Source organism: Vibrio hepatarius, assembly GCF_001274785.1.
GTDB lineage: Bacteria > Pseudomonadota > Gammaproteobacteria > Enterobacterales > Vibrionaceae > Vibrio > Vibrio hepatarius.
The window spans coordinates 121,989-147,860 of record NZ_LHPI01000019.1 but is presented as its reverse complement, the minus strand read 5'-3'; the positions used below and the strand labels follow the sequence as shown (position 1 = coordinate 147,860).

At 48.3% G+C, this 25,872-nt stretch carries 17 protein-coding genes; 4 read left to right on the top strand and 13 right to left on the bottom strand.

Annotation, left to right across the window (positions count from 1 at the left end; all coding sequences use genetic code 11):
- Positions 1 to 46: 46 nt before the first annotated feature.
- Together AKJ31_RS17570 and AKJ31_RS17565 are read right to left on the bottom strand one after the other, a co-directional pair.
- Positions 47 to 1,966 (bottom strand): ABC transporter substrate-binding protein, encoded by a 1,920-nt coding sequence (locus AKJ31_RS17570; RefSeq protein ID WP_053410378.1) that lies wholly within the window; start codon positions 1,964 to 1,966, stop codon positions 47 to 49.
- Complete coding sequence (locus AKJ31_RS17565; RefSeq protein ID WP_053410377.1) at positions 1,956 to 3,716, bottom strand: DUF2264 domain-containing protein; 1,761 nt, start codon at positions 3,714 to 3,716, stop codon at positions 1,956 to 1,958. The genes AKJ31_RS17570 and AKJ31_RS17565 overlap by 11 nt, the downstream gene beginning before the upstream one ends.
- Before the next feature lie 205 nt (positions 3,717 to 3,921).
- Between AKJ31_RS17565 and AKJ31_RS17560 the strand changes: the two genes are divergently transcribed.
- Positions 3,922 to 5,373, top strand: a complete 1,452-nt coding sequence (locus AKJ31_RS17560) for a sulfatase family protein (RefSeq protein ID WP_053410376.1) — start codon at positions 3,922 to 3,924, stop codon at positions 5,371 to 5,373.
- 17 nt (positions 5,374 to 5,390) lie between these two features.
- On the opposite strand, the gene AKJ31_RS17555 is transcribed toward AKJ31_RS17560, so the two are convergent.
- Positions 5,391 to 6,593: an anaerobic sulfatase maturase gene (locus AKJ31_RS17555; protein ID WP_053410375.1), complete on the bottom strand. Its 1,203-nt coding sequence runs from the start codon at positions 6,591 to 6,593 to the stop codon at positions 5,391 to 5,393.
- Between the two features lie 135 nt (positions 6,594 to 6,728).
- Here AKJ31_RS17555 and AKJ31_RS17550 point away from each other — a divergent pair, with 135 nt between their 5' ends.
- Complete coding sequence (locus tag AKJ31_RS17550; RefSeq protein WP_053410374.1) at positions 6,729 to 8,207, top strand: sulfatase family protein; 1,479 nt, start codon at positions 6,729 to 6,731, stop codon at positions 8,205 to 8,207.
- A gap of 3 nt (positions 8,208 to 8,210) precedes the next feature.
- Entirely contained in the window at positions 8,211 to 9,677 is a 1,467-nt protein-coding gene (locus tag AKJ31_RS17545) for a sulfatase family protein (protein ID WP_053410373.1), read from the top strand.
- 67 nt (positions 9,678 to 9,744) lie between these two features.
- On the opposite strand, the gene AKJ31_RS17540 is transcribed toward AKJ31_RS17545, so the two are convergent.
- From AKJ31_RS17540 to kdgK, 10 genes are all read right to left on the bottom strand, one after another.
- On the bottom strand, positions 9,745 to 12,315 hold the full coding sequence (locus AKJ31_RS17540; RefSeq protein ID WP_053410372.1) for a polysaccharide lyase family 8 super-sandwich domain-containing protein: 2,571 nt from the start codon (positions 12,313 to 12,315) through the stop codon (positions 9,745 to 9,747).
- A gap of 273 nt (positions 12,316 to 12,588) precedes the next feature.
- Positions 12,589 to 14,604, bottom strand: a complete 2,016-nt coding sequence (locus AKJ31_RS17535) for a polysaccharide lyase family 8 super-sandwich domain-containing protein (RefSeq protein ID WP_053410371.1) — start codon at positions 14,602 to 14,604, stop codon at positions 12,589 to 12,591.
- 56 nt (positions 14,605 to 14,660) lie between these two features.
- Positions 14,661 to 16,847 carry a 1,3-beta-galactosyl-N-acetylhexosamine phosphorylase gene (gene gnpA, locus AKJ31_RS17530; protein WP_053410370.1) on the bottom strand — a complete coding sequence of 729 codons (2,187 nt, stop codon included), beginning with the start codon at positions 16,845 to 16,847 and terminating at the stop codon, positions 14,661 to 14,663.
- A 58-nt stretch (positions 16,848 to 16,905) separates the two neighbouring features.
- The gene (locus AKJ31_RS17525) at positions 16,906 to 18,075 is read right to left on the bottom strand and encodes a glycoside hydrolase family 88 protein (protein WP_053410369.1); all 1,170 of its coding nucleotides are present in this window, start codon (positions 18,073 to 18,075) and stop codon (positions 16,906 to 16,908) included.
- Positions 18,076 to 18,244: 169 nt separating this feature from the next.
- On the bottom strand, positions 18,245 to 19,006 hold the full coding sequence (gene kduD / locus AKJ31_RS17520) for a 2-dehydro-3-deoxy-D-gluconate 5-dehydrogenase KduD (protein WP_053410368.1): 762 nt from the start codon (positions 19,004 to 19,006) through the stop codon (positions 18,245 to 18,247).
- 129 nt (positions 19,007 to 19,135) lie between these two features.
- Complete coding sequence (locus AKJ31_RS17515) at positions 19,136 to 20,191, bottom strand: UDP-glucose--hexose-1-phosphate uridylyltransferase (RefSeq protein ID WP_053410367.1); 1,056 nt, start codon at positions 20,189 to 20,191, stop codon at positions 19,136 to 19,138.
- Positions 20,192 to 20,205: 14 nt separating this feature from the next.
- On the bottom strand, positions 20,206 to 21,222 hold the full coding sequence (gene galE / locus AKJ31_RS17510) for a UDP-glucose 4-epimerase GalE (protein ID WP_053410366.1): 1,017 nt from the start codon (positions 21,220 to 21,222) through the stop codon (positions 20,206 to 20,208).
- 4 nt (positions 21,223 to 21,226) lie between these two features.
- The gene (locus AKJ31_RS17505; protein ID WP_053410365.1) at positions 21,227 to 22,849 is read right to left on the bottom strand and encodes a SulP family inorganic anion transporter; all 1,623 of its coding nucleotides are present in this window, start codon (positions 22,847 to 22,849) and stop codon (positions 21,227 to 21,229) included.
- An 18-nt stretch (positions 22,850 to 22,867) separates the two neighbouring features.
- Complete coding sequence (locus tag AKJ31_RS17500) at positions 22,868 to 23,503, bottom strand: bifunctional 4-hydroxy-2-oxoglutarate aldolase/2-dehydro-3-deoxy-phosphogluconate aldolase (RefSeq protein ID WP_053410364.1); 636 nt, start codon at positions 23,501 to 23,503, stop codon at positions 22,868 to 22,870.
- 15 nt (positions 23,504 to 23,518) lie between these two features.
- Positions 23,519 to 24,457, bottom strand: a complete 939-nt coding sequence (gene kdgK / locus AKJ31_RS17495; protein ID WP_053410363.1) for a 2-dehydro-3-deoxygluconokinase — start codon at positions 24,455 to 24,457, stop codon at positions 23,519 to 23,521.
- A 228-nt stretch (positions 24,458 to 24,685) separates the two neighbouring features.
- Here kdgK and kduI point away from each other — a divergent pair, with 228 nt between their 5' ends.
- Positions 24,686 to 25,522 carry a 5-dehydro-4-deoxy-D-glucuronate isomerase gene (kduI, locus tag AKJ31_RS17490; protein ID WP_053410362.1) on the top strand — a complete coding sequence of 279 codons (837 nt, stop codon included), beginning with the start codon at positions 24,686 to 24,688 and terminating at the stop codon, positions 25,520 to 25,522.
- Positions 25,523 to 25,872: the final 350 nt, after the last annotated feature.

Genomic DNA, 25,872 nt, shown 5'->3' with positions numbered 1-25,872 from the left:
AAGAAAGCCCCGCTGGATCAGCGGGGCTTGGTCTTAAAGAGTCAGATTATTGTTTTTTCCACAATTGACCCATACGCATAGGTCCCGGTGTTGGGAACGTCCACGACTGTGGCATGTTCTCAGGCACGTTCTGTAGCTTGTCGTTCACGACAACACCGACAGGCAGTGATTCAACCGTACCGATAACATAGAAGTTCTCTTTAGCGATATCCATGATCTCTTCCATGTACTTGTACTGTGCTTCTTGTGAAGACGTTGCTTCTAGCTGTTTCCACAAATCAAGCTGTTTCTTAACGTGTGCTGGCGGCTCAACGGCGAACTCACTGTCTGGCTTACTTGCCCATAGGTAGTAACCTAGACCCCATGTTGATTCTGGGCTAAATGGCATGTAGTGACGCGCTTCATCGATGATACCTACACCACCATCACCCACGATTGGGATCATGTCGAAGTCGTTAGTCAAACGCAGGTTAACCACGTGGTTGATTTCTAGGATACGGATATCCAGCATCACACCGACGTCTTTCCATTGGTTCTTAACCAATTCTAACGAGTCAGCCAGAACGCCTTTGTCGTTCACTTTAGACATCGCTTCGATGCGTAGACGTTCGCCGTTCTTCATTAAGCGGTAACCTTCTTTGTCACGCTTATCCAAACCTAGAGAGTCTAAGATCTTGTTCGCTTTGTCTTGGTCGAACTCAGTGTACTGCATCGCCATCTCTTCATCGTAGAATGGCGAGATTTCTAATGGTGCAGCTTGGTATGGACCTACCGCACCAGAGAATACCGTTTCGCTGATTTCTTCACGGTCAATCGCGTGTGAAAGTGCGATACGGAAATCTTTGTTTTGGAAAAGCTCACGTTTAACTGGATCTTTTGCCGTTTGGTTTAGTGCAATGGCCAGCTCTGTACTGCGAGTGCTTGGACGGAACTCGTAGGTGTAACCGCTCTTCTTCTCGTTTTCGATCAGTAGTGAACGGTAGTTTGGCTTACCGATGTGACGGTGTTGGTAATCTGCCTCACCGTTTGCTGCACGAAGTACCATCTCTTCTTGGTCTTCGCTGTAACGCCAGCGTACAGAATCTAGGTAAGGAAGCTGATTGCCTTCTGTGTCAACCTGCCAGTAGTAAGGGTTACGCTCGAACTCTGCGAAACTTGCGTTTGGACCCGGTGGTGTTTTCACCTTCCAAGCAGTCATAACTGGGCGATCAACGTTGCTGTAGTGCTCCATAAAGTAATGAGCTTCACACTTCGTTGATGCGTACTGACGCCAAGAGTCAAAACCTGCCGCTTTCGCGTTCGCTTCTGCTTTGTCGTTAAACTTAGGAAGAAACTGAGAGCAGTAGTGTTTCGGGAACGCAGTAAAGCTTTCGCTATCTACTGTTGCAAGGCTGCGGATAAACAGACCGTTTGGTTTCGCCAGAGTGATCTTCACTGTGTATGGGTCAATCACTTCTGCTTTCGCCGCATCGTGCGTTGGTAACGCTAGTGGACGGTTACCAGAGTGCTCTGGGTCACCCACTACATCATTGATGTAGAACGCAATATCTTCCGCTGTGAACGGCGCGCCGTCAGACCATTTCACACCTTTACGCAGTGTAATGGTGAACTCTTTGTTGTCTGGGCTAGCTGTAAAACCTGTTGCTAGGTTGGGCAGTACTTTTGAGTAGTTTACGTCAAAGCTGAACAAGTTATCGTAAGCGATAGTACGAATACGATGACCGTTATCAACCACTTTGCCCACTAGGTTTAGTGTACCGCCGTATTGACCTACAGATTCAAAAGGTTGTACTACCAGTGGGTTCTCTGGTAAACGCTCTACCACTGGTGGTAGCTGGCCTGCGTTAACCATATCTTTAAGTTGAGGCGCTTCATTGTAGGTATCTGCCCATGCAGATACCGATACTGAAGCCGCTACTGCAACTGCTACTTTACCAAGTAGAGGTAAGTTCTTGTTATAGTTCATCAGTCACTCCCTGATGTGATTCATTATTAAAGGGGGATTCTTGTTTCCCAGCGCACACTTCAACAAGCAGGTTCGATATCCCTTGTGGGAACTGCCCTGCTATCGCCGGTACGCTGGCGTGGGGATAAAGTAAATTAGTGTTCGGCGCACACGGATAGACGCGTGTTTCGCCAGGTCCACTGACCAAAATCAGTTCGCTATACAGCTTGTCGGATTCAACCTTTGCTGCACGAGGCTCATTGTGACTAAACCACTGGCTCCACGTATCAACCGCGTGCCCTGTCATCAAAAACTCCAGCGGTTGATCGGTGGTGATCTGATTAAGACGCACCTCTTTACCGTCAGCAAATCTTTGAGTGGTTTTCACTTCGCAGCCCGGAAATGGCTGCCAAACCGACACTAAAGAGTCATCGAGTGCGTACGCTTCAAGGTTACGTGAACGGCTAATCCATTGCTGGGTATCAGGATGACGAAAAGCCAGAATGTTATCGCCCGCCCAGCCTTGTTCGATCCACTGACTGCTTTCAACACATAAACCATGATCAGAGCTATAAGCAAACTTAGCGTATTTATCGTCACAGTGGCGCAATTCGGCAGAGCCTGCACTATTAGTTAACAGGTACACGCCCCCGCGGCGCATTAGCAGATGTTTGGCGAGTTTGACCGGCTGCTCGGTATCAAGCAGTGGTGTTAACGACGCTTGCCAGAACGGATGGTCATCAGATAACGCCAGCGCGTTAAACGCCTTAAGTGCCAACATTGGCGACGCGTACGAGGTGTAAAATTCACTGCTTAGTAAGTTTGAATAGGCAAAGCCTGGAAGTAGTTGGGCGTTGTTGTCCCAAATCGGCTGCTCGCTCCACCAGCCCATAGTTTGCTGCCAGCAAGTTCTGGCAAGTTGAACATCAACGTCCGGATGACCAGAGCGAGCTAATTCAACCCAAAACGCAGCGCCCGCAAAGCGGTAGTTTAGTGAGCGTCCATAACAAAGCGGTTTGCCGTCTTCGCCAAACCAATATTGGTAGCTGTTGGAAAATTCAATCGCACGGCGCAGCAAAATCTGGCTGAATTCGCTGTGTGAGTTATCCCAACGCGCATAAACCAAAGCATAAAGTTGGAAAGCAAACGGGTTGTAATAATCCACTACTCCTGTGAGACCATCTTGGTACCACCCGTTTGCTAAATACATTTCATCAATAAACGCGAGGTCTTGTTCAAGCACTTGTTGCTGAATCTCGACGCCTAATAACGACAGTGCTTTTAAGATTAGAACTCGAAACCAGCGCCAGTTGTTAGGTGGCAGCTCTAAATCGGCAACCGAATTTAACCAAGCCGCAAGATTGGCGCGCTGCTCGTTATCCAGTGGTTGCCAGTAAAGTTCGTTGGCATCAATCAGTGCAACGGCAATCGAAGACATCTCCACGACACGTTGATCGTAGTTACGTGGAAACTGCCAAAAGTCTGGGTGTGATGGATTGGTACCGTTGACGATCAATCGGCGCAGCTCAGCGTGCTCTCTACTCAGTTCATCACCAGCAGGCACCGCGCCCCACATTAAACGGCAAATATGCTCAATACGAGCAACATTTGCTGTGTAGTGCGCCGCGCTATTGAAGTTTGGCAGGTCTTGTACTGTTCCACGAATCACCGCCATCTGACGATCTACAATCGCTTTTAGCATTTGTAGCGTTTCAGAACGGCCTACGCATCCTTGCACCGTATTTGCCAAACAATTCAAACTTATTGCCACGGGTTACTCGCTTAACAACAAAACCATCAATGAGGTGAATTAAAACCCATCAAATTTAATTATTGAAACGCTTTTTTATATTTATGATATGGAGATCAAAACTACGTTTCATTTTTTTAATCCAACGACCACTTAGCTCACAAATTTGAACTCACAATGACAATATAATTAAAACAACGTTTCAATTATTGATTTTGGAGAATGTATGAATCTTGCTCTGTTACTCATGGATCAAACTCGTGCAGATATGTTGGGTTGCTATGGCCATGAGATCGTACGTACACCAAATATGGATAAACTTGCCGCAGACGGTATGAGATTTGACAACGCCTATTGCGCGTCGTCTGTTTGTACGCCTTCGAGAACCTCGCTGTTTACTGGCAAGATGCCCTCTCACCACGGTGTGATGTGCAATTCCGACAAAGAAGGCGAGAAGTGCGATGTGCCTTTAGAAGACGCCAATCTGATTTCTGAGCTACCAGAGCACCAACATATCTATATCGGCAAATGGCATATCGGTCATAAAAAGCTTCCCGATGAATACGGTTTTGTTGGCCATAACTTTGATGGCTACGCCTATCCCGGAAGTGGTGTCTACAAGAATCTCGCGTTTGACAGCGTGCCGCAGAACGGCAACCGGTACTTAGAGTGGTTAACAGAGAAAGGCTTCGCGATCCCTGAAGTGACCGAACGTCGCTTCGGTAATAATCCCAATTTGCAGATTCAAGAGTTCTACGGTTTGTTAAACGCACCAGTCGAGGCGTCTATCCCGTACTTCTTGGTTGATGAAGCGATCACACACATTGAGCAGTGCATTAAGGATGGTCTCGCATTTACCTTATGGATGAACTTTTGGGGCCCGCACACACCTTGTGTGATCCCAGAGCCGTACTTCTCGATGTACCAACCGGAGCAAGTCACCTTTGATGAAAGCTTTTACCAACCGCTAGAAGGCAAACCAGAGCACTACTCCAATATTGCCAAAATGTGGGGCGTGTGGACGCTAGACGAAGACAGTTGGAAACAAATTGTATGCAAATATTGGGGCTATATCAGCCTGATTGATGACGCGATAGGCCACTTCATTGACTACTTGCAAAGCCGCGATCTATATAACGAGATGTTTGTGGTGCTTTCCGCTGACCACGGTGACGCGATGGGTGCACATCGCATGATAGAGAAAGGCGAGTTTATGTTCGACCAAACCTATCGAGTGCCTTTAGTCATTAAAGATCCCAACGCAGCGAAACCAAATGCTCGCAGCGATGAGATGGTCTACCTACACGATGTCTCCGCAACTTATGCAGAGCTTGGATCAGGCAAAGTACCTGACTCATTCGACGGGCGATCTTTACTGCCACTGCTTAGAAATCAGCCTTTCTGCTCACGTGAGGGCATTCTCGCCCAGCAAAATGGTCACTTTACCCCCTTCCCACAACGAATGTGGCGCACACCAACACATAAACTGGTGTTCAACGCCAGTGGCCGTAGCGAGCTGTATGACTTGGCGGTTGACCCAAACGAAATGGTCAACTGCATTGACGATCCCGAATACCAAGCGATCAAACAACAGCTTATCGAGCAGATGTACCTAGCAATGCAGCAATACCATGATCCACTTTGTACCTGGTTCTACCGCATGAAATCCGTCATCTAGGCGATGTATGCGCCAGCTTAGTTCTGGCGCATAAATCTTGCGTAATACAGCGGTGGTAGTCCGCGGTGCAAACATTGTCCCATCGCATCAAGATAAGGGCGAAGGTGTGAGAACAGTTGATAATACCCTTCGCACAGGTAGTGCTTAGCTGAAATTGAGAGCTCGCCATTTTCATCGATGCGCTGCGCAGGGCAAGCACCATGACAAAGCGAACGCTGGTCGCATCGCTGACAATGGGTTTGGCTACCAATCGGCTTTCGGGTAGAAAACTGTTGCTGGATGGGCGTTTCAATCAAGTCAGGATAATCACGCTGATTGATGTTGCCGACTTTAAACTCTGGATAGACAAAATGGTCGCAGCTATATACGTCGCCATTATGCTCGACCACTAGGTTCTCACCGCACTGAGGTGCATGGACACAGATAGACGACGGCATCCCTAAGTGCATGCCAAGCGCATTATCAAAGTGGCTAACGTACACCTTGCCGATATCCCCTTTGCGCCACTCTTCAAACACATCCACCATAAACTGACCAAACTGCGCTGGTGATACGCTTCGCTCAGAGACACCTTTGCCTTTTTCTGGCTCAACAATCGGGATGAACTGAATAAACCTCACCCCGAGTTGTTTTAAGTGTCGGTAAACCCGTTTGCCATGGTCGCCATTGTGGTTTTGAATGACGGTCAGCACGTTAGTGTCAACCTGATGCTTTTGCAGTACCTGCAGACCTTGAACTACCTGACGATAAGAACCTTTACCGCTGCGTGTTTTACGATAGTGGTCATGCAGCTCTTCGTCACCATCGATACTGATGCCAACCAAAAACTCGTGCTGTTTAAGAAAGGCAGCCCAGTTGTCGTTAATCAGCACGCCGTTGGTTTGTAGAGTATTGATGATCTTCATTCCCGGACGCGCGTACTTCTGCTGTAACGCCACCGCTTGACGAAAAAAATCCAACCCTCTAAGTGTAGGTTCCCCGCCCTGCCAACCAAATGTCACTTCACGACAGCCAACCGGTTGACTCTCAATGTAGTTTTTTACGTGTGCCTCTAGCGTGGTGTCACCCATATCAAACTGCCTGGTTTCTGGGTAATAGTCGGTTTTGTCGAGATAGAAGCAATACTCGCAGTCCAGGTTACACAGAGGTCCAATCGGTTTAGACAGAATATGAAACGGACGCTTTGCTTTAACTTTACTGGTGGGAATGATGAGTGACACTTGAACTACGCCTTTTGCATTATTGACGCTTTATTTTAAAACGCCATTTTAATTTATTATCAATCCGTGATCACAAACAACAATTTTAAAACGACGTTTCAATATAATATTTTAAATTCTTTACTATTGTGAATCATGAAAAAGCCCAATCTACTTTATGTCTTCCCCGATCAGTTCCGACTGATGTCGTTGGGTATCTGGCAAGATCCCGACTATCGCGATTTTATTCCCGGTGTGGGAGACCCTGTTTACACACCGAACCTTGACGCTTTTATCAAGCAATCGACTCTGCTCAACAACGCCGTGAGCAACTGCCCGGTTTGTAGCCCGCACCGTGGCAGCCTAATGACCGGACAATTTCCGTCACGCAGCGGCGTACCGCTAAACTGTAACTCAGACCGCGTGAACTCCGAGTTACCCGAAACCGCGATTTGCTTTACAGATGCCCTTTCCATGGCTGGCTATCACATCGGTTACATCGGTAAGTGGCATTTGGACGTCCCAACGCCAAACGATCCAGCTAAGCCTGGCCACTATGTTGACCCAAATGTTCCCGCTTGGGACTCATACACCGAGCCGCAACGCCGTCATGGCATCGATTATTGGTATGGTTACGGTACGTTTGATGAGCACAACAATCCGCACTACTACGACACCCACGGTCGTCGTCATGAGCCAAAGGTGTGGTCGGCAGAACATGAAACCGACAAGGCGATTGAGTACCTAAAAAATGAGAATGGCGAGCGCGACGGAGACAAACCATTTGCGCTGTTTATTTCAATGAACCCGCCGCACAGCCCATATGACAGTCTTGACGATTGCCGCTTAGAGGATTGGCTACGTTACAAAGACACGCCAATAGATGAGCTGTTGCTGCGTGACAATGCCGATACAAGCCTCGAGAAGGCACATAGCGCGCCCTATTACTTTGCCAATGTGACGGGAACAGACAGTGAGTTCGGTCGCTTGGTCGAGACACTGAAAGCACTCGGCGAATGGGATAACACCGTTGTGGTGTTTACCAGCGACCACGGCGAAACCTTATGTAGCCAAGGCGTAAACGACGCCAAGAACTGCATCTATAACGAAGCGTTCTCGGTGCCTTTTATCGTTAAAACGGCTCAGCAGAATCACGCAAAGCAAAACCCTGTATTCCTAAGCAGTGCCGACATCATGCCGACTATTTTGGGCGCGATGGGGCTGGATTCACTCAGCCCAAGAGGCATTCATGGCCGAAATTTAGCGTCGGCATTCAAAACCGATATCGGCACTGAGTTGCCAAAGAGCGCGCTGTATATCAAGAACATTGATGGCAAACGCGACCATGACAATAAGGTGGTTGACTACTTCCCTGTCAGCCGTGGAATCAAAACCAACCGCTATTCATTAGCATTAGAAATCGACGGTAACGCTAACTTAAGCCGCATACTGTTTTTCGATAACCACCACGACCCTTATCAACTCCACAATCTTTCCTTCACCCCAAGCGCACCTTTAGAGCGCAGTTTACTCGCTGCTTTAGCGGAAGAACTGGTGCGAACCAATGACCCTTGGGTGACCGACAACGTGCTCGCAGAGCTATTGCCGTACCCACTATTTACCAATCAAGGATAACGAATGAGTGACACTAAGCACCCAAATATCATCATCATCTACGCTGACGACTTAGGTTTTGGCGACGTTAGCTGCTATGGCGCCAACGACATTCCAACACCGAACCTAGACAAATTGGCTGAAGAAGGTCTTAAATTCCACCAAGGTTACGCGACTGCGGCGACCTGTACCCCTTCGCGTTATAGCTTATTAACTGGCTCTTACCCGTGGCGCAACCCAGATGCTGCGGTACTGCCGGGCGACGCACCGCAGATCATCGGCATTCGCGACAACACCATGCCGAAAATGCTGCAAAAAGTCGGTTACCGAACCGGTATTGTCGGTAAATGGCACCTTGGTCTCGGTGATGGTGACCTCGATTTCAATCGCGAAATTCAAGGCACGCCTAACGATGTTGGCTTTGACGATTCGTATATTATGGCCGCGACCAATGACCGCGTACCGTGTGTCTACATCGACAATCGTCATGTCGATGATCTTGACCCTGCTGACCCAATTGAAGTGACCTACGACTGGGATAAAGCGTTTGCTGACGTACCCACTGGTCGTCATAACCCAGAGCTATTGGATGTGATGTACGATCATGGTCACGACGGCACCATCATCAATGGCGTCAGCCGTATCGGTCACATGCGCGGTGGTCAATCCGCTATTTGGGACGATGAGACCATGGGAGAAGTATTCGCGGACAAAGCGATTGAGTTTATCGAGCGGAATCAAGATGAACCGTTTTTCCTCTACTACGCTCTGCACCAACCACACGTCCCGCGCATCCCGAACCCACGCTTTAGAGGTGTGACGCCTCATGGTGTACGCGGCGATGTGATCGTCGAAATGGACTGGTGCATCGGTAAGGTGTTAGATCGATTAGAATCGCTGGGCCTGAAAGACAACACGCTAGTGATCTTCTCGAGTGACAATGGTCCAGTATTGAACGACGGTTATAAGGATCAAGCGGTTGAGTTTAACGGTGATCATCGCATGGCTGGCCCACTGCGCGGAGGCAAATACAGTCTGTTTGAAGGCGGAACCCGAGTACCGTTTATTGTTCGCTGGCCTGCGCAAATTCAACCAGGCGAAACCGACGCACTGTTCAATCAGGTTGACTTGTATCATTCGTTCGCACAAATAGTGAATCAGCCGCTTGATTCGGTAGAAGCACCAGATAGCCAAGCACTACTTGAGACGTTAACTGGCCGCGATACACATGGTAGAGACTCAATGGTGCTAGAAGGGATGCAATACAAGAAAGTCTTCCGTGACCAGCGCTATGCTTACATTCCGCCACACGACGATGATTTTGTCTGCCAATACACAGGCAATGAAAAAGGCAACTTATCTAAACCGCAGCTGTTCGACCTTCATGACGATGTTGGTCAAGTGGTGAACTTAGCAGAGCAGATGCCAGAGAAAGTGGCCGAGCTAGAAGAAAAGCTGCAAGATGTGATTAACAGCGAGAAAACTCGCTAAGCTTTGACTCCTTTGACTTGTTTGACTCAGAAACTAAAAAGCCCAGCGATATCGCTGGGCTTTGTTTTTATGGTGTCACTATCAACTCTGGACCACTACCACTTTCTCGACTAGAGAAACTGACATCTGACTTGCCACTTGCTGGACCATTGTTTTCCAGCAACAGGGAAAGAGTGCCCGCTTGAATCAAATTGCTGACATCCACTTCCAACCAGGTACCGATCTGGCTTGGCGTGATCGCCACGCTTGCACCAACTTGGTCGACAGCAGGTAGAGTATTCCAAGTTAGATTACTCTCTTGCCAGTTAGAGCCCGACAAACGAGAAACGGTAATATCACGGCTAGCATCCGCGTTGACGTTACGGATGTGTAAGCGCAACAACGCTGTTGACGAACTGGTAAGATCCAAGCCGGTTAGGTCAAATTTCAATGCGGTTTTACGGCTATAACCGCTACCATCACTTTTCACCACTAGATAGCTGTTGTTGCCATAGCTTTGTGAAGCGTACTGACCGTCACGCACGAAAGCATCCGATTGAGCCGCCACGGTTTCTTTTTGCGGTGGTAATACTGGCGCGTTGAAATCCACCACCACACTTTTACCCATCCAACGTTTCTCTGCTGACGTCACAACCGTTGTCGCTTGCGCTTGTCCGTTATTGGTCAAAGTCACGTTGACTTGCGTGCCCTTACCCGGCGTAGCAACAGTCACTTCAGGTTCGGCTTTAGATTCGTTCACCAATACCACGCTTGGTTTATCAACCGCGATCTCTTTGCCGCTGCTCAGTACAAGGCTTCCTGCTTGGTGGAAAACAATTCCCGTGACCTTAAGCTGGCTGTGAGTAACCGCTTGTAGCGTATCAGTATTACTCAGGACAGTGATTGGCTTATTCGCTGCATATGCCTGAGTATCGTTGGCCGTGCTTTCAGGTAAAATAATGTACTGGTAAGACGCATTGGTTGGCTGCCAACTGTGACCGATTCTCAGCATAAACACGTCATCCGATACCACTTGATCCGGCTGACCGTTGTTGATCGCACGCCAGTTACCTTGCTTGGTATCGTTTTCCATCTGACCGTACCAGAAATCTGGGAAGACGTAGCCAACGCCATCATGATGAACCCAAGAAGAACCCACAAGTTGGCGACTGCCTTTTTGATAGACCTGTCCATCCACAGTGACCGGGCCATTCAAGCGGGTTTGGTTAACGGTAGTATTCACATATTCTGTACGCGTCGATGCGATTCCCGCGCCAAGAGCAACCAGTTCATCTTTAAAGCTAAACCATGCTTTCTTGGCTTGCGTAGAATACGCGTCCATATCCATGACCGACACGCCGTATGTGCCGTCAGAGACACCACCGACGAAAGACGTTTGCATTTCGATACGGCCCCAGTCTGCTGGTTTAGTCGCGAACTGTGGCGAGGTAACACCCGGAACTAGAGCCCAGTTCCACACTGGGAATAAGTTGTGGTACTCATCCCCACGCTGCATGATAAAGGTACTACCGAAACCCAACCAGTTACCCAGTAAGTTTTCACCGTTGCCCGCTTCCGTTGGACGAATGCGGTTGGAGTTCATCTTGATACCGATAAAGTGGTCAGCGCCAATTTTGGTCGCATAATCCGAGCGCCAGAACTGCTTGTAACCTTCAAGCCCTGAGTTCATACCCTGGATATGTTGCTTAAATTGAGCAGCTTCGGTGGCTCTGCTCGGTTTCAGTGCCGCAATGTAATCCGCTTGATTGATAAGACTGGTTCGATCCAAAGTTGCCGATCGGCTGATACCTCGCCCACGGGAGTTGTAATCCAATGTGCCATGGCTGTTTGCCCAGCGAACCCCTTCAAGGAAATAGTTCACCAACACATCGACCTTGTCTGCGGCAAACTTCCATTGTAAGTCACGCACTTGGTACGCCCAGTAAGAAGCCGCGCCAAAGAAGACTTCACCATAACCACCGATGTACAACTGTGGGCCGTGTTGTTGGAACGAGTAATCGGACTGCACACCTTCGTCTTCCGTCACAATAATGGTTTCTTCAATACCATCTAGACCTTTTTGAACTTGTAACGGATCGTTATTGAGTAGTCCGCCAAATATGACGCCTTTAGAAATATCGGTCCGGTTGGCACCAGTTTTATATGGCGCTAACGGCATATCTGCGGCGATTGAGTTAATTAAGCTTGTTGGTAACTGGTCACCCAACATTAAAGCGGCAGGACCTAATCTCAACTGTTTACCAATTTCGTTCCACCACCAGTTTTTACTCGTACGGTCGGTTGAGTACCAATAATCAATCGCCAAAATCGCAGCTTGCGCGGCGTTGACATCGTTATTTAAGTGAGACGCAGAAGCCAAGGTGACGATACGATCTAGGTGAGCACGAAATGGGGCTTCGTCGGTGAGGATCACGCTGTAATCAATATCTGGCCAGCTACCATCCGCTTGCTGTGAAGCAATATACTGCGCCGTGAGTTGTTCTAGGGTGTCGTCTTTGCTCTGAACTTTTACTGATTCAGCAATAGCAAAATCTGGTGCAACACGTTGCGATAATGTCGTTAATTCATTCGCCAAAGCAGGCTGGCATATTAAGAGTGCGGGGAGCACCCATTGTTTTGCAGTGAGTTTTAATTTCATCTTATTGTTCTCGCGTAAGGTAGTTATAAAAACGGTGAGATGTGTTCTTTTCATCGACTTTAAACACTCGCCCCACATTACAACCAACAAAATGAAATTGTATTTTATTTTTGTGAAAATATGGTTTTGATCTTATTTTGAGCGATTGCATTCATTCGTTACTTACAAACTGTTGCCAGAGATCTAAGCTATCCCTCGTTAATACAAAATAAGGTGCGTAAGCACCTTAATGTATAAAATAGAGGGTGAAATAGAACGCTATTGCTCAAACAATTAAACGCAAGATTTGACGCTTTTGGTAATGTAACAATGGACACTTTCACCTAATCTGGCTGCATCTGAATGTGTACACATTTGCGTTTGGTATGTGCGCCCTTGCTCAACAATCACAATGTTTACAGTGGTACCACGTCCTGGCGTTGCCACGGAAAGGCTATAACAATGCGCTTCGCTCTCACACGCAATTACGCATGGTTGATCGACTTGGATCGACAATCCACTTTCGAGGTTCAACGTCGCCGCTTGATAAAACACGCAACCGATCCACTTATCGAGCATCACCGCTTGAGTGCGCTTGCTATTCGATATCACTCGCGCCTTGGGTGCGTCAGCGTATTGCCGCGTTTGCTCAACATTCGCGCCTGGTAAGAGTGTATATTGATAGCTCGCGTCATTTGGGCAAACACCATGGTTAATTGTCAGCTCAAACACTTCTGCGTCTAGGCGGTGGTCACTCAAATGTTGGTTAATCAACTGCCAAGAAGAAGAGCGCGTTTCGCACTTCAGATCAGCACTGGCACTGTGCAACACATAACCGACGTTGCCATGATGAAGCCAATGCTGCACGTGAGCATTGAGCTCGCCAGATTCAGCGATACCATCTCTCCACAATCGACTTTCATAATGGCACTGGTTAATGGTCGTGACGACTGGCTGCGGATGAGTTGAACGAATACCTGCCCCCAACGCAACCACAATATCGCCAAAGAAGAACCATGATTTCAGAGCTTGAGTTTGCTGCACGTCTAGTTCAAACGTAAAAATGCCCCAGCGACTATTCGATACGCCTCCCGTCCAATGGGTGTGCTGCTCAATTCTACCCCACTCATGCGCGGGCATTGCGACTTGCGGGTTGGTCACGCCAGGAACCCGACACCAATCCCACATTGGGAAGATATCGCGGTATTCCAACCCATTAACCCCAATATTCATGCTGCCAAAACCTAACCAATACCCGAGCAAGTTTTCCTGGTTACCGGTTTCGATTGGCTTAGTCCGCGATGAGTTGGCTTTCACCGTCACTGAGTAACGGTCTGATACCGACACTGCATAGTCAGAGCGCCAAAAATGCTTGTAGCCAACGAAGGGATAGCTGTCACCATTCAAGTGCGCAATGTAGCTGTCAAATAAACAAGCATCCTGAGGAAAAACCGCTTTCAGCATCCGAGCTTGCGCGCCAAGAATCTCGCTACTATAAGGCTTTTCCAGATCGGGTTTGGCAATCGCCCTACCACATACGTTGTAATCCCACTGGCCATTTCGAGTCATCCAGACGCTACCGAGCAAGAAGTATTCGCCCAGTATCCACTGAAGATGTTTTGGAAATGCAAATGGCGTATTGTGCGTGGCATAACACCAAGGCAGCGCTACGTTGTAAAACGACTCGCCGTAGCCACCGTTTTGCAATTGCGGGCCGTGTTGTTGGTAAGAGTAATCGGCCTGAATACCTTCATCTTCGGTCACACAGATAGTGTTACAGATGTCTTCCATCGCGGCTTTGAACCGTGTTTCATCGCTGCTTAGCAGTGCGCCAAATGCCATAGCGTGGGCAAGGTCAGCTTTGTTCGCACCCGTCATCGTCGCGCAGGTTGGGAAATCGGCACTCAACTGCGCTTTTAATGCAGGGGTTAGTTTCGATGACAGCAACAAAGCTATCGGGCCTAACAAACGCTGCTTGCCGATCTGATTCCACCACCAGTTCCAGTTCTGTGGATTAACACGATACCAATATTGCAGAGCCTCTAGCGCCAGCTCAGCCGCCACTGAGCTTTGATTGCTGCGATATTCGCACGCCAACAACAATACTCGCTGTAAGTAGGTACGCATGACTTCACCATCTTGCTCAGCATCCGGCAAATCAATATCGTACCAACCGCTCTCATGGCAGAAACTTTGCTGCCAATTAGATAAATGCTTGTACCAACTGGCTCGAGGGTATACCTCATACTGTTGGCGGATGATTTCATCGGTCACCGCAGATTGAATATTCATCAAATGCTGAGAAATCATTGGAACGTCGATCCCTATATAAAAAAGAAGGCGCTCACGCGCCTTCTATATTCAGATTAATTATCCAACCATATCCATTGATACGGCTCTAAGCTGATTTCAACGACGCGGCCTTCGGTATTGCATACCATCGCAGTCTGCGGTTGGTCGCTAAAGTTCACCGCCGCCGCTTTGTTGGTGTGCGGATAAAACGCAACGTCAACGTTCGGGTTGGCTGACAACCAGCTAAAGGAGGTGCTTTCTTGCTGTGCTAACCAAATCAACACGTATTGCAGTAAACGTGCGTTGTCCATGGTGAATGGCAGGTTACCTAGGTAAACCGCACGGCCTTGACCATAATTACGCGCCGTAAACGCCAAGTGCTGGCCTTGAGCCGCAATCACGGTTAGATCCTGCGCTTGCGGATACACATAGCTTGCGTTACCAAAGTCTTCGTTGCCGGTAATAAACTGGCTCAGATAGTGGTCTTGAGCAATTTCAAGCGGCATCGCTACTCGACCCATAGTCAGAGACGTCTCTTTCTCTAGACCGAATACATCACCCAGCTGGAAGTAGCGGCCGTTTTTCTGGTAGGCAGAAGGATCCGATACACCCAGTAGACCGCCGCCAAGAGCCACAAACTCACGCAACTTAACGATGATGTCTGCGTCATCCCAGCATTCATCGCCACTCCATGCCGAGTTTGCGTCGCCAGTATTGATGATGACTTTGATTTCAGGGTCGATGCCGTTTTGTTTGATGTCATCAAAGCTAATGAATTCCACATCAAACGGTAGCCCAGACAGACACTCAAGCAGGTTGTTACCCACCAGCTCCATCACGTCCGGACGAGGCGGCACATAAAAACGCTGGTCACGAGCTTGGTTCTGCAACCAGCTACGCGCTTCCCCCCAGGCACTGAGTACAGCTACTTTACCCGGCAGTTTTTGTGATTCTGTGCGCTGAGTATTGTCGAGATACTCACCAAACTGCTGAGAAATATCAGTAACGTGGTCGATAAAGTGCGGGAACTTGTTCGCCAAAGACAAATAACCACCGTAACCAATACGATCAAGCGGCTTTTGTAGCATCGCACGGCGGATCTTAGTCCAGTTCGACATAGATTCCACTACTGGGTCATTGCCTTCACTGAACACATCTGGGAAGAAGTACGGGTAGAAACGTGCTTCACGGATTTGATCACCGCCCGAATCCGTCAAACGACGCAGTGCAACACCGTCTTCCACCGCACCAACGTTAATGTCGATACCAATTTGCTGGTAGCTCGCTAAGAATGGTTCAGTTCCGATCCAGTGGTCGCCCTGGAACATCGCTGTGCGCTTACCTGCATCGTGCGCCATTTTCACCAATTCCGCGGCAAACTCGACCACGAACTCTTGCACGAATGTCATCCAGTCGCGGTATTGCTGTGATGGCACTTTGTAGGTGCCGTTGTAGTAACCGGCATCCACAAAGTCTTCTGGCGATAACTTGTAGCCAAAGCGCTTTTCAAAATCCTGTAACGCACGTGGGCTGACTGTTTCACCGTAACCCGTCCAGTCGCGGTAGATGTCTTGGTTCTGTTCGCCAGTATCGATCACAAACAGGAACGCGAACGTCGTAAAACGCACGACTGTGGTGTTTGGATGCGTCTCTAACCAGTGTTGGAAGTGCTTAAGCAGATGCGCGCGGCACTCTGGGTGGTAAGGGTCAAGACTCTTGATGCGTGGGCCATCCCAGTCATTGGTTAGCGCGTTGTACATTGACACGCTGTCCCAAACTTGGCGAGCCATAAACGTCACTGTGTACTCGTGGTAACGAGTCACGTTGATAACTTCAACGCTCTGCGTCTGCGCGTCAAACGACCAGTTATCAACCGAGATCACTTCACCTGTGGTGCGGTTTCGAACTTCCCACCACTGTTTAGGATCGCTGTCGTCGTCCAGCTCATATTTGTCTTTGCTGTAGCCATCCAATGGTTGAATAGTCACGCTGTCACTCATTGCCGTCACAGGGAAAGACATCAGATATTTGCGGTGAAGATATTCAGGGTGCTGATTAGCGTAGTCTTGGTCTGCGCGCACAAGACACATCACTGAGTAGATGTCGCTGTCTTGTTCTGCCAATGAATCTGGCATGCTGGTGCCGTCACTGTCACGTAACGCATCCGCTTGCCAACGCTGGTAAAGATCCAGCACAACGTCTTCCTGACCGACTTCTACAGGCAGGGTCATATGACCTTTACGAGAGGCAACCTTGGTCATGATATGCTCCAAAAATGTGGGTAGAACGGGGGTGACTCCCCCGTAAGAAATCGAATAATTACCAGAAGAAGTTCTGGTAGCCATTAGCGCGCATCAGCGCTTCTAGGTAGTAGTAATCACCGTATGGCAACATGTTGTCGCACAGGCCAACTTTGACGAACGATGCACCGTGAGCCAGTAGACCAAGCGCATTCTCATCGCCCGTCAGGTCACACGTATCCATCAGACCTTGCAGCAGGTATAGACCCCAATCACGGTACTGTTTGGCTTCTTCTGCATCTTCAATGCATTGTGCAATCAGCAGTAAACCTGCCGCGGTAATCGCACCCGCTGAACTGTCTTTGTATTGAATTTCATCTGCTGGCAATGAGTAGTCCCAAACTGGTACACCATCATCAGTGATCTGTTCCACCGCGTAACGAGCCAGCTTTTTCGCCAGTGTCAGGAACTTCTCTTCACCTGTGTATAGGTAAGTTTGCGCAAAACCATGCACCGCCCACGATTGACCGCGCGCCCAACAAGAGTCGTCTGCGTAACCTTGGAAAGTTTCGCCTTTGATCGGCTGTTGAGTTACAGGATCAAAATTGAACGAGTGGTAAGTTGAGAAATCGTCACGAACAATGTGTTTTGCCAATGTTTCGCTGTGCGTTTTCGCCGCATGAGCGTAAACCGAAGAGCCCGTTACCTTCGCCGCCCAGAACAACAGAGCCGTATTCTGTAGCGAGTCGATGATCGATTTACCCTGGGTGATTTCAGGCCCCAATGGATGGGTATCATTCCACGCGACAATGTAGCCACCAATTTTTCTGAAACGATGAATAAGATGGTCAGCCGCGCGGATCGCCATCATTTTTGACTCTTCATCACCGGTTAGGTTGTAGTCCGCAACGCAGCTCAAGCTGTATTGAAAACCTAGGTCGTGGTCTAACCAAAACGGGTCCAACAACATGTCGGCAAAGTAGCGCTTACGCAGCTTTGCGCTGTTTTTAAATTGTTGGTCAGCGGTCATCTGGTAGCAAAGCCACAACTCACCTGTCCAGAACGAAGATACCCAGTCAAACTGACCACAGTAATCCCATTGGTTGTTTTCGGTACCAATCTTCGGGTTACGCTCGCCAATCTTAGGAATGTTTCGCTTAATCGATTCCACTACCGTTGGTAAATGGTCAATCACTCTCTGCTCGTCCAGCGCTTTTGGCAACGGACGTAAGGTAATAGCTTCGGTCATAAAAAATCTCTCAACACCTTTGCAACGCAAAGAAAAGGGTTCACAAATGTAATGGCGTTAGTGTATCGGCTTATCAAAAATCAAACACAACCACCGCTCACATTTTTTAAAACACCTTTTCACTTTTAAATTTAAATTCAAAAAAAGGCTGCAACGCAGCCTAAGTTGTTTATCGTGCCAGCCAACCGCCATCGACCGCCACGGTGTAACCGTTGACATAATCGGAGGCAGGCGATGCCAAAAAGACCACCGGGCCAGCTAAGTCACTTGGTAAACCCCAACGTTGAGCAGGAATACGTTCTAAAATGGCTTGGTTACGTTCTTCGTCTGCACGTAGCGCAGCAGTGTTGTTAGTCGCCATGTAACCCGGTGCAATCGCATTAACGTTCACGCCTTGTGCTGCCCATTCGTTAGCAAGCAAACGAGTAATGCCCATAACCGCACTCTTAGATGCTGTGTAAGAAGGCACGCGAATCCCGCCTTGGAACGAAAGCATCGAAGCGATGTTGATGATCTTGCCGCCGCTGTTTTGCGCTTTGAACTGTCTTGCCACCGCTTGGCTAAGGAAGAATACAGACTTCACGTTCAGATCCATCACGTCATCCCAGTCTTTCTCGCTGAAATCGATCGCATCTTCACGACGGATAATACCTGCGTTGTTGACCAAAACGTCGACACGACCTGCAAGGCTAACCGCCTGCTCGATCACGGAAGGGATAACTGAGTGATCGCTGAGATCGGCCGTGATTGGATGGAACTTTCGACCCGCCGCTTCAACTAAGCTTGGCGTGTCTTCCGCGTCTGAATAGTTCACGCCAACAATGTCACAACCTGCTTGAGCGAGTGCAACTGCCATGCCTTGCCCTAGCCCGGTATTACAACCCGTTACCAACGCAACTTTACCTTCTAGATTAAAAGCATCTAATACCATTTTTATTTTACCTTTTTTGTTTCTTGCCCCTTCCCAAAAAAGAAAACGCAAATTCCATTATATTGAAACATCGTTTCACTAAAAAATAAAGACAAAAAAATTTTGACTCTATGTTATGTGACTCGCTTCTTACTCACTCTGTGCAGATTTGAAATGCACGTCGCTGACGTTACGCAGACGCTCTGCAGCTTGCTCTGGCGTAAGGTCACGCTGGCTCTCCGCCAACATTTCGTAACCCACCATAAACTTACGGACTGTCGCACTACGCAGTAGAGGTGGATAAAAACAGGCATGCACCTGCCAATGTTCACTTGGATTCCCTTCAGTAAACGGCGCACCGTGCCAGCCCATTGAATATGGGAAGGAACACTTAAACAGGTTGTCATAACGTGTTGTTAACTGTTTTAGCGCGAGAGAAAGGTCTTGCTGCTGTGCCAATGACAGCTCTGTTAAACGGCCCGCTTTCTCTTTTGGTAACAACAAGGTTTCAAATGGCCATGCCGCCCAGTAAGGGACTAACGCCACCCAATGCTCGGTCTCCACTACGATTCGTTCGCCAGAATCCAGTTCACGCTGAACGTAATCCAACAGCATTGGGGTGCCGTGCTCAGCAAAATAGCGCTGCTGATGTAGTTCTTTTTTCTCAACCAAGGTCGGAATAAAGCTGTTTGCCCAAATCTGCCCATGCGGGTGCGGCTGTGAGCAGCCCATCGTCTCACCTTTGTTTTCAAACACTTGAACCCAAGGGTACGATTGGCTCAGTTCATCGGTTTGCTGGATCCAAGTCGAAACCACTTGGTCCAACTCATCCAATTCCAGTTCTGGCAAAGTGCGGCTATGGTCAGGAGAGAAACAGATCACGCGGCTCTCGCCCTTTGCGCTGTGCATCTGAAACAGAGGATCATCGCTTACTGGCGATTCTGGTGTTTCTGTTGTTAGCGCGGCAAAGTCGTTTTTGAACACAAACGTTCCTTTGTAATCTGGGTTAACATCGCCGCTTACGCGGGTGTTCGTCGGGCATAAAAAGCAATCCGGCTCGTAGGTCGACAACTGCTCGATGCTCGGTGTTTCTTGCTGTCCGTGCCATGGACGCTTTGCACGATGAGGTGACACCAGCACCCATTCACCGCTCAATGGGTTGTAACGACGGTGTGGATGTTCAGAGACATCAAATGTTTCCAACATGTGGGTTCCTTAATTTAAGATTGGTATCCGTTCGGGTTCGACTGTTGCCAGTTCCAGCTATGTTCAACCATGTCTGTTAAGCTGTACTTCGCTTTCCAACCCAATTCTTGTTCAGCTTTCGCCGGATTAGCGAAACACTCTGCAATATCACCCGCGCGGCGTGCTTCCATTCGAACCGGAAGATCTCGTCCCAACACGCCATTCATCGCGTTCACCATCTGCAATACACTGACGCCATTACCCGTCCCTAGGTTGTAAACATGCAAACCAGCAACGTCGCCACGTTTTTCCAGTGCCGCCACATGACCGTCAACCAGATCTTCAACGTGGATGTAGTCTCGCACTCCGGTTCCGTCTTCGGTTGGGTAGTCGTTGCCAAAAATAGACAGCGCTTCGCGGCGACCTATCGCTACCTGCGTGATAAACGGCATCAGATTGTTTGGAATTCCACTTGGGTCTTCACCTATTCGGCCGCTTGGGTGCGCCCCAATAGGATTGAAGTAACGCAATAACGTGATGCTCCAGTCCGAATTGGCGTTGGCGAAATCCGCAAGACATCGCTCAACCATATATTTGCTGGTGCCGTAAGGGTTGGTTGTTCCGCCAGTTTGGCTGTGTTCATCAATCGGAACGACAGCAGGGTCACCGTAAACCGTGGCTGAAGAGCTGAAGATCAGTTTGCTGACTTGCGCCTCACGCATTGCGGCTAGCAAGTTCAACGTGCCAGTAACATTGTTGTCGTAGTATTCCAGCGGTTTAGCCACGGACTCGCCCACGGCTTTCAAGCCAGCAAAGTGCATCACCGCGCCAATGTCTTGCTCGGCAAACACTCTCGCCAATGCTTTGCTGTCTCGAATGTCACTTTGATAAACCGTCAGAGGGGTGCCATTCAGTTCTTCGATTCGGCCTACCACGCTTGGATGACTGTTTGAGTAGTTATCCAATACGATTGGTGTATGCCCGGCATGGTGTAACGCGACACACGCGTGGCTACCGATGTAACCGCATCCACCAGTTACAAGTACGTTCATAGTGTTACTTCCTAGAAGTCAAAGTTAATAAAGGGGTTAAGCGCTCGGAAAAGTTCTCTTCTTGAACATGTTTAGAGCCGCTGAGTAACGCCTCTTTTGCCTTCGATTTAAATCGGCAGAAGTAAACCTGACGACCGCTGCTTGCGATATAGTCATCGAGCATTTGCACACCGAGGTGGTCAATGAAATTGATCCCGCGACCAAGAATGATCACTCGCTTTGCGGTGATGTTTTGCAACTCTTGGTTGAGATATTGAACACAGCCAAAGAAGATCGAACCGTTGATACGAATAACTTCAACGTCTTTATCTTCCAGATTGACTAACTCCGAAGTCAGCGACTCGATCACAGGCTGTGAAGTCCGGCGTAAATAGAAAAACAATGACGCGGCAACACCAACGTAGATCGCCCACTCCAAATGCAGCAACAGTGCGGCGACAAAGGTCGTGACCAACACCACCGTTTCTTTGATATCTTGTTCAACCAGCGTTCTAATGTGGTGGAAGTCGACTAAGTTCCATGCCACCACCAGCAACAAACCGCCCATACCTGCAATTGGAATATACGCCGCGTATTGAACAAACAGCGCCATGATGACCAATAGAATCAAGCCAGCAAATACGGCAGCTAACGGCGTTTTGGCTCCGCTGCTATAGTTCACCCCACTACGGGTAAACGACCCAGAAGAGACATAACAAGAGAAGAAAGAGCCCACGACATTTGATAAGCCTTGGCCGATAAATTCTTGATTGCTGTCGAGTTGCTGGCGAGACTTGATCGCCACAGAACGGCCGATCGAAATCGCTTCAACCAAACCCAGCATGGCTACAGCAATGATGCCACCGAGCATTGGCTCGAAATGGCTAAAACCAGTAAACGGTGAAGATAAACTCAAGTAGGCGCTGCTTACTTCGCCCACTAACGCCACGTCGTTGCCAGATAAATTCATGCCATACGCAGCGCCCATTGCCACCAGAGTGGCTAACAGCATGTGTGGCGCTTTTGGCGCAGCCTGCTTGACTAATACACAAGTCGCAATGGTGACCAAACCGATGATCATCTCTTTGATGTCGAGTTCAGCCAAATGAGAAAATAGCAGGTTAATGTTCTCGATAGCCGTCTCACCAGACGCGTAGCTTAATCCCAACACGTGCTTAAGCTGGCTAACCGCGATGATCACTGCCGCCCCAGCAGTAAAACCCAGCACGACCGAGTGAGAGACAAAATTCACCACCGCGCCAAAACGCAGCAGTCCAAACAACAGTTGCACGATCCCTGCGCACAGCGTCAGCGTGAAACACAACTGGATATAAAGTGATGTGCCCGGCTCAGCAAACTGGCTGACGGTAGTAAATACGATCACGGAAAGTGCAGCGGTTGGCCCCGAGATCAAATGATGAGAAGAGCCAAATAATGCGGCGAGGATGGCAGGTATGATCGCTGTGTACAAACCGTATTCGGGCGGTAAACCAGCGATCATTGCATACGCAACACCTTGTGGCAGAACGATAATTGCGCCGGTTAACCCCGCCCAAAAGTCCGCCTTTAGTGTGTGTGAGGTTACTTGGGGTAACCAGTTCAAGAACGGAAAATACAAGGCAAGCTTACGACTGCTTTTTGCCATCATGAAGGCTACCCCTATACCCTATTGCTCAGCCAGAGCGGAAACTACTTCTTCCACCAGCTTGCCAATTGTTGCCCAGTCTTGCGCGTCAATCAGATCACTAGGCACCATCCAAGTGCCGCCACAAGCAAGCACACTAGGAATATCGAGATACGATTCGATATTGGCAGCCGAAACGCCACCAGTTGGCATAAACTCTACTGGGTAAACCGCGCTAAGCGCTTTAAGCATCGCAGTACCACCTGACGCACTTGCCGGGAAGAACTTGAGCGTTTTCAGTCCTAATTCCATGGCTTGCTCGACCAAGCTTGGGTTGTTCACGCCAGGTACAATCACCACACCACGTTGCTGAGCGTACTTTACAACCGTTGGGTTAAGACCTGGGCTAACAATAAAATCAACGCCAGCTTCAATCGCTTGATCCACTTGTTGTGTAGTGAGAACTGTGCCTGCACCAATCAACATATCCGGGTAAGCTTCACGCATCAGACGAATTGACTCTTGGCCCGCTTCAGTACGGAACGTCACTTCAGCGCACGGCAGACCATTATCGACTAAGGTTTTTGCAAGTGGCACGGCCAATGCTGCATCTTTGATAGCAATAACAGGCACAACTTTGACATTACGCAGCTGTTGCTCAAGCGATAAATTACTCATATTCCTCTCCAAGGATTAATTAGAAATCAAAGGCATGTGCTGGATATCAATCACCGCGCCTTTATGCTGTATAACAGTGCCTGCTAAGGTATGTCCGGCACGCGCTGCTTTGATGCAATCCTGAGTCACAAGCCATTGGTACAGATAGCCAGCGTTAAACGAATCGCCTGCGGCGGTGGTATCAACGACGTGTGGCACTTCATCCGTTGTCACCCACTGCTCGGTTTCGTTCGTTATAACCATGCAACCGTCGGCACCGGATTTGATCACCAGTTGCGAGATGTTAAATTCACGTAGGCGTTCAAGCGTCGCTTGAGTCGAGTCATCACCGAACAGCAACTGTTCGTCTTCAAAAGTCAGTAATGCGATGTCGCTCAGTTGATAAAGCTGAATGAATCTTTGCTGCGCTTGGGCTTTAGTCAGCCATAGATTCGGCCGGTAGTTGGTATCAAAGGCAATCACACAACCTTCGGCTTTGAGTCGTTTAAGCAGATTGATCAGTAAAGTGCTTTGATTGGCGGTCAGAATGGCCAGCGTGATGCCGCTAAGATAAATCACATCGTATTGCTTTAGGCTTTGATAAAGATGCTCTGGGTCTTCGCGGCTTAACCATTGCCTCACCGCAGCATCATTGCGCCAGTAAAAGAAATCACGTTCGCCACACGGGCGGTTTTCGATCATATAGAGGCCAGGCAGTTTATCGGCATAACGACTCACCTGACTGGCATCAATGCCTTCGCTTTGCCACGCAGACACCATGTCGTCACTCAATTTATCTTCACCTAACGCGGTAAAGTAGCTGACCTGAAAAGCTTGCTGGTTTTGCTTGGCTAAACGAGACATGTACAGCGCGGTATTCAGCGTATCGCCACCAAATGCCTTCTCAATGCCATCTTCTGTTTTGCGTAGCTCCACCATACATTCGCCGATGATCGCTACTTTCTTGTCGTGCATGATCCACACCAAATCTTATTTAATTGCTGTCACTATACTTAACGCCAACATTTCATTCAATGTTTTTAAAACACCTTTTCATTTTAATTAAATTACTAATTTCAATTATGTGACCTAAATAGTAAAACAGCATTTCAAATTGGAAATGACGGTCATCAAAGTGCTAGGATTCGTTCATACAATTTATGGTTCCCGAACATTCGGACAAAAAATAAAGAGAGAAGTAGAATGCAAATTCGTCAAGCTATTCACAGTGAGCATGCAAAACAGCTAGATACTGAAGAACTGCGTAATGAGTTTCTTGTAGAAGATATCTTTGTCGCAGACCAGTTGACCATGACCTACAGTCATATCGACCGAATCGTATTTGGTGGCGTTAAGCCAGTGAATACTCAGGTTGAACTCGATGCAGACCTGGGCAAGAAGATCGGTGTAGAGTACTTTCTTCAACGCCGCGAGCTTGGCGTGATCAACGTAGGTGGTGACGGTGTTATCACTGTTGATGGCGAGACATACACGGTTAATTCTCAAGAAGCACTGTACATCGGTATGGGCGCACGTGAAGTTTCTTTCAGCAGTAACAATGCAGATGCGCCAGCTAAGTTCTACTACAACTGCGCGCCAGCACACACGAATTACCCAAATAAGCGTATTACGCTTGAAGAAGCATCACCAGTCACACTTGGCGATAGCGAAACAAGCAACAAGCGTACGATTTACAAGTACATCGTTCCTGACGTACTACCAACGTGCCAGCTACTTATGGGTCTAACCAAGCTTGAACAGGGTTCGCTTTGGAACACTATGCCTTGCCATACTCATGACCGTCGTATGGAAGTGTACTTCTACTTTGGCATGCAAGAAGACAGCGCGGTTTTCCACTTTATGGGCGAACCACAGCAAACCCGTCATCTTATTGTTCGCAACGAGCAAGCCGTTATTTCTCCAAGTTGGTCAATCCACTCAGGTGTGGGTACGCAAGCGTACACTTTCATCTGGGGTATGGTGGGCGAAAACCAAGTATTCACTGACATGGACCACATTGCCATTCAAGATCTACGATAACTCCGCTGACTTACTTTATACATTGGCCCTACGTATGTAGTTGTTTGAAGTAAGTAGGATATAGCTGGTTAATTAAGATATTGTTTGCAATTCAAGCGCCCAAAATGGGCGCTTTTTCACGAAAACAAACCCTACTTTTCTTCTCTATTAATTTTCCCTCAAATTCCTCAACTAAAGCATTAATTATTGACTAGTATTATTGATGGAACTGTTAAATATAAATATTAGAGCTTCAGTTCCTTATATTTTCTAGGATTTAACACTTTGCTGGAAAACTATCGGCTTAAGGGGAACACGTTAGATAACGGTTTCATCTTAGTTTGGCCCGGCACTTATTGGGACTTAGTGCT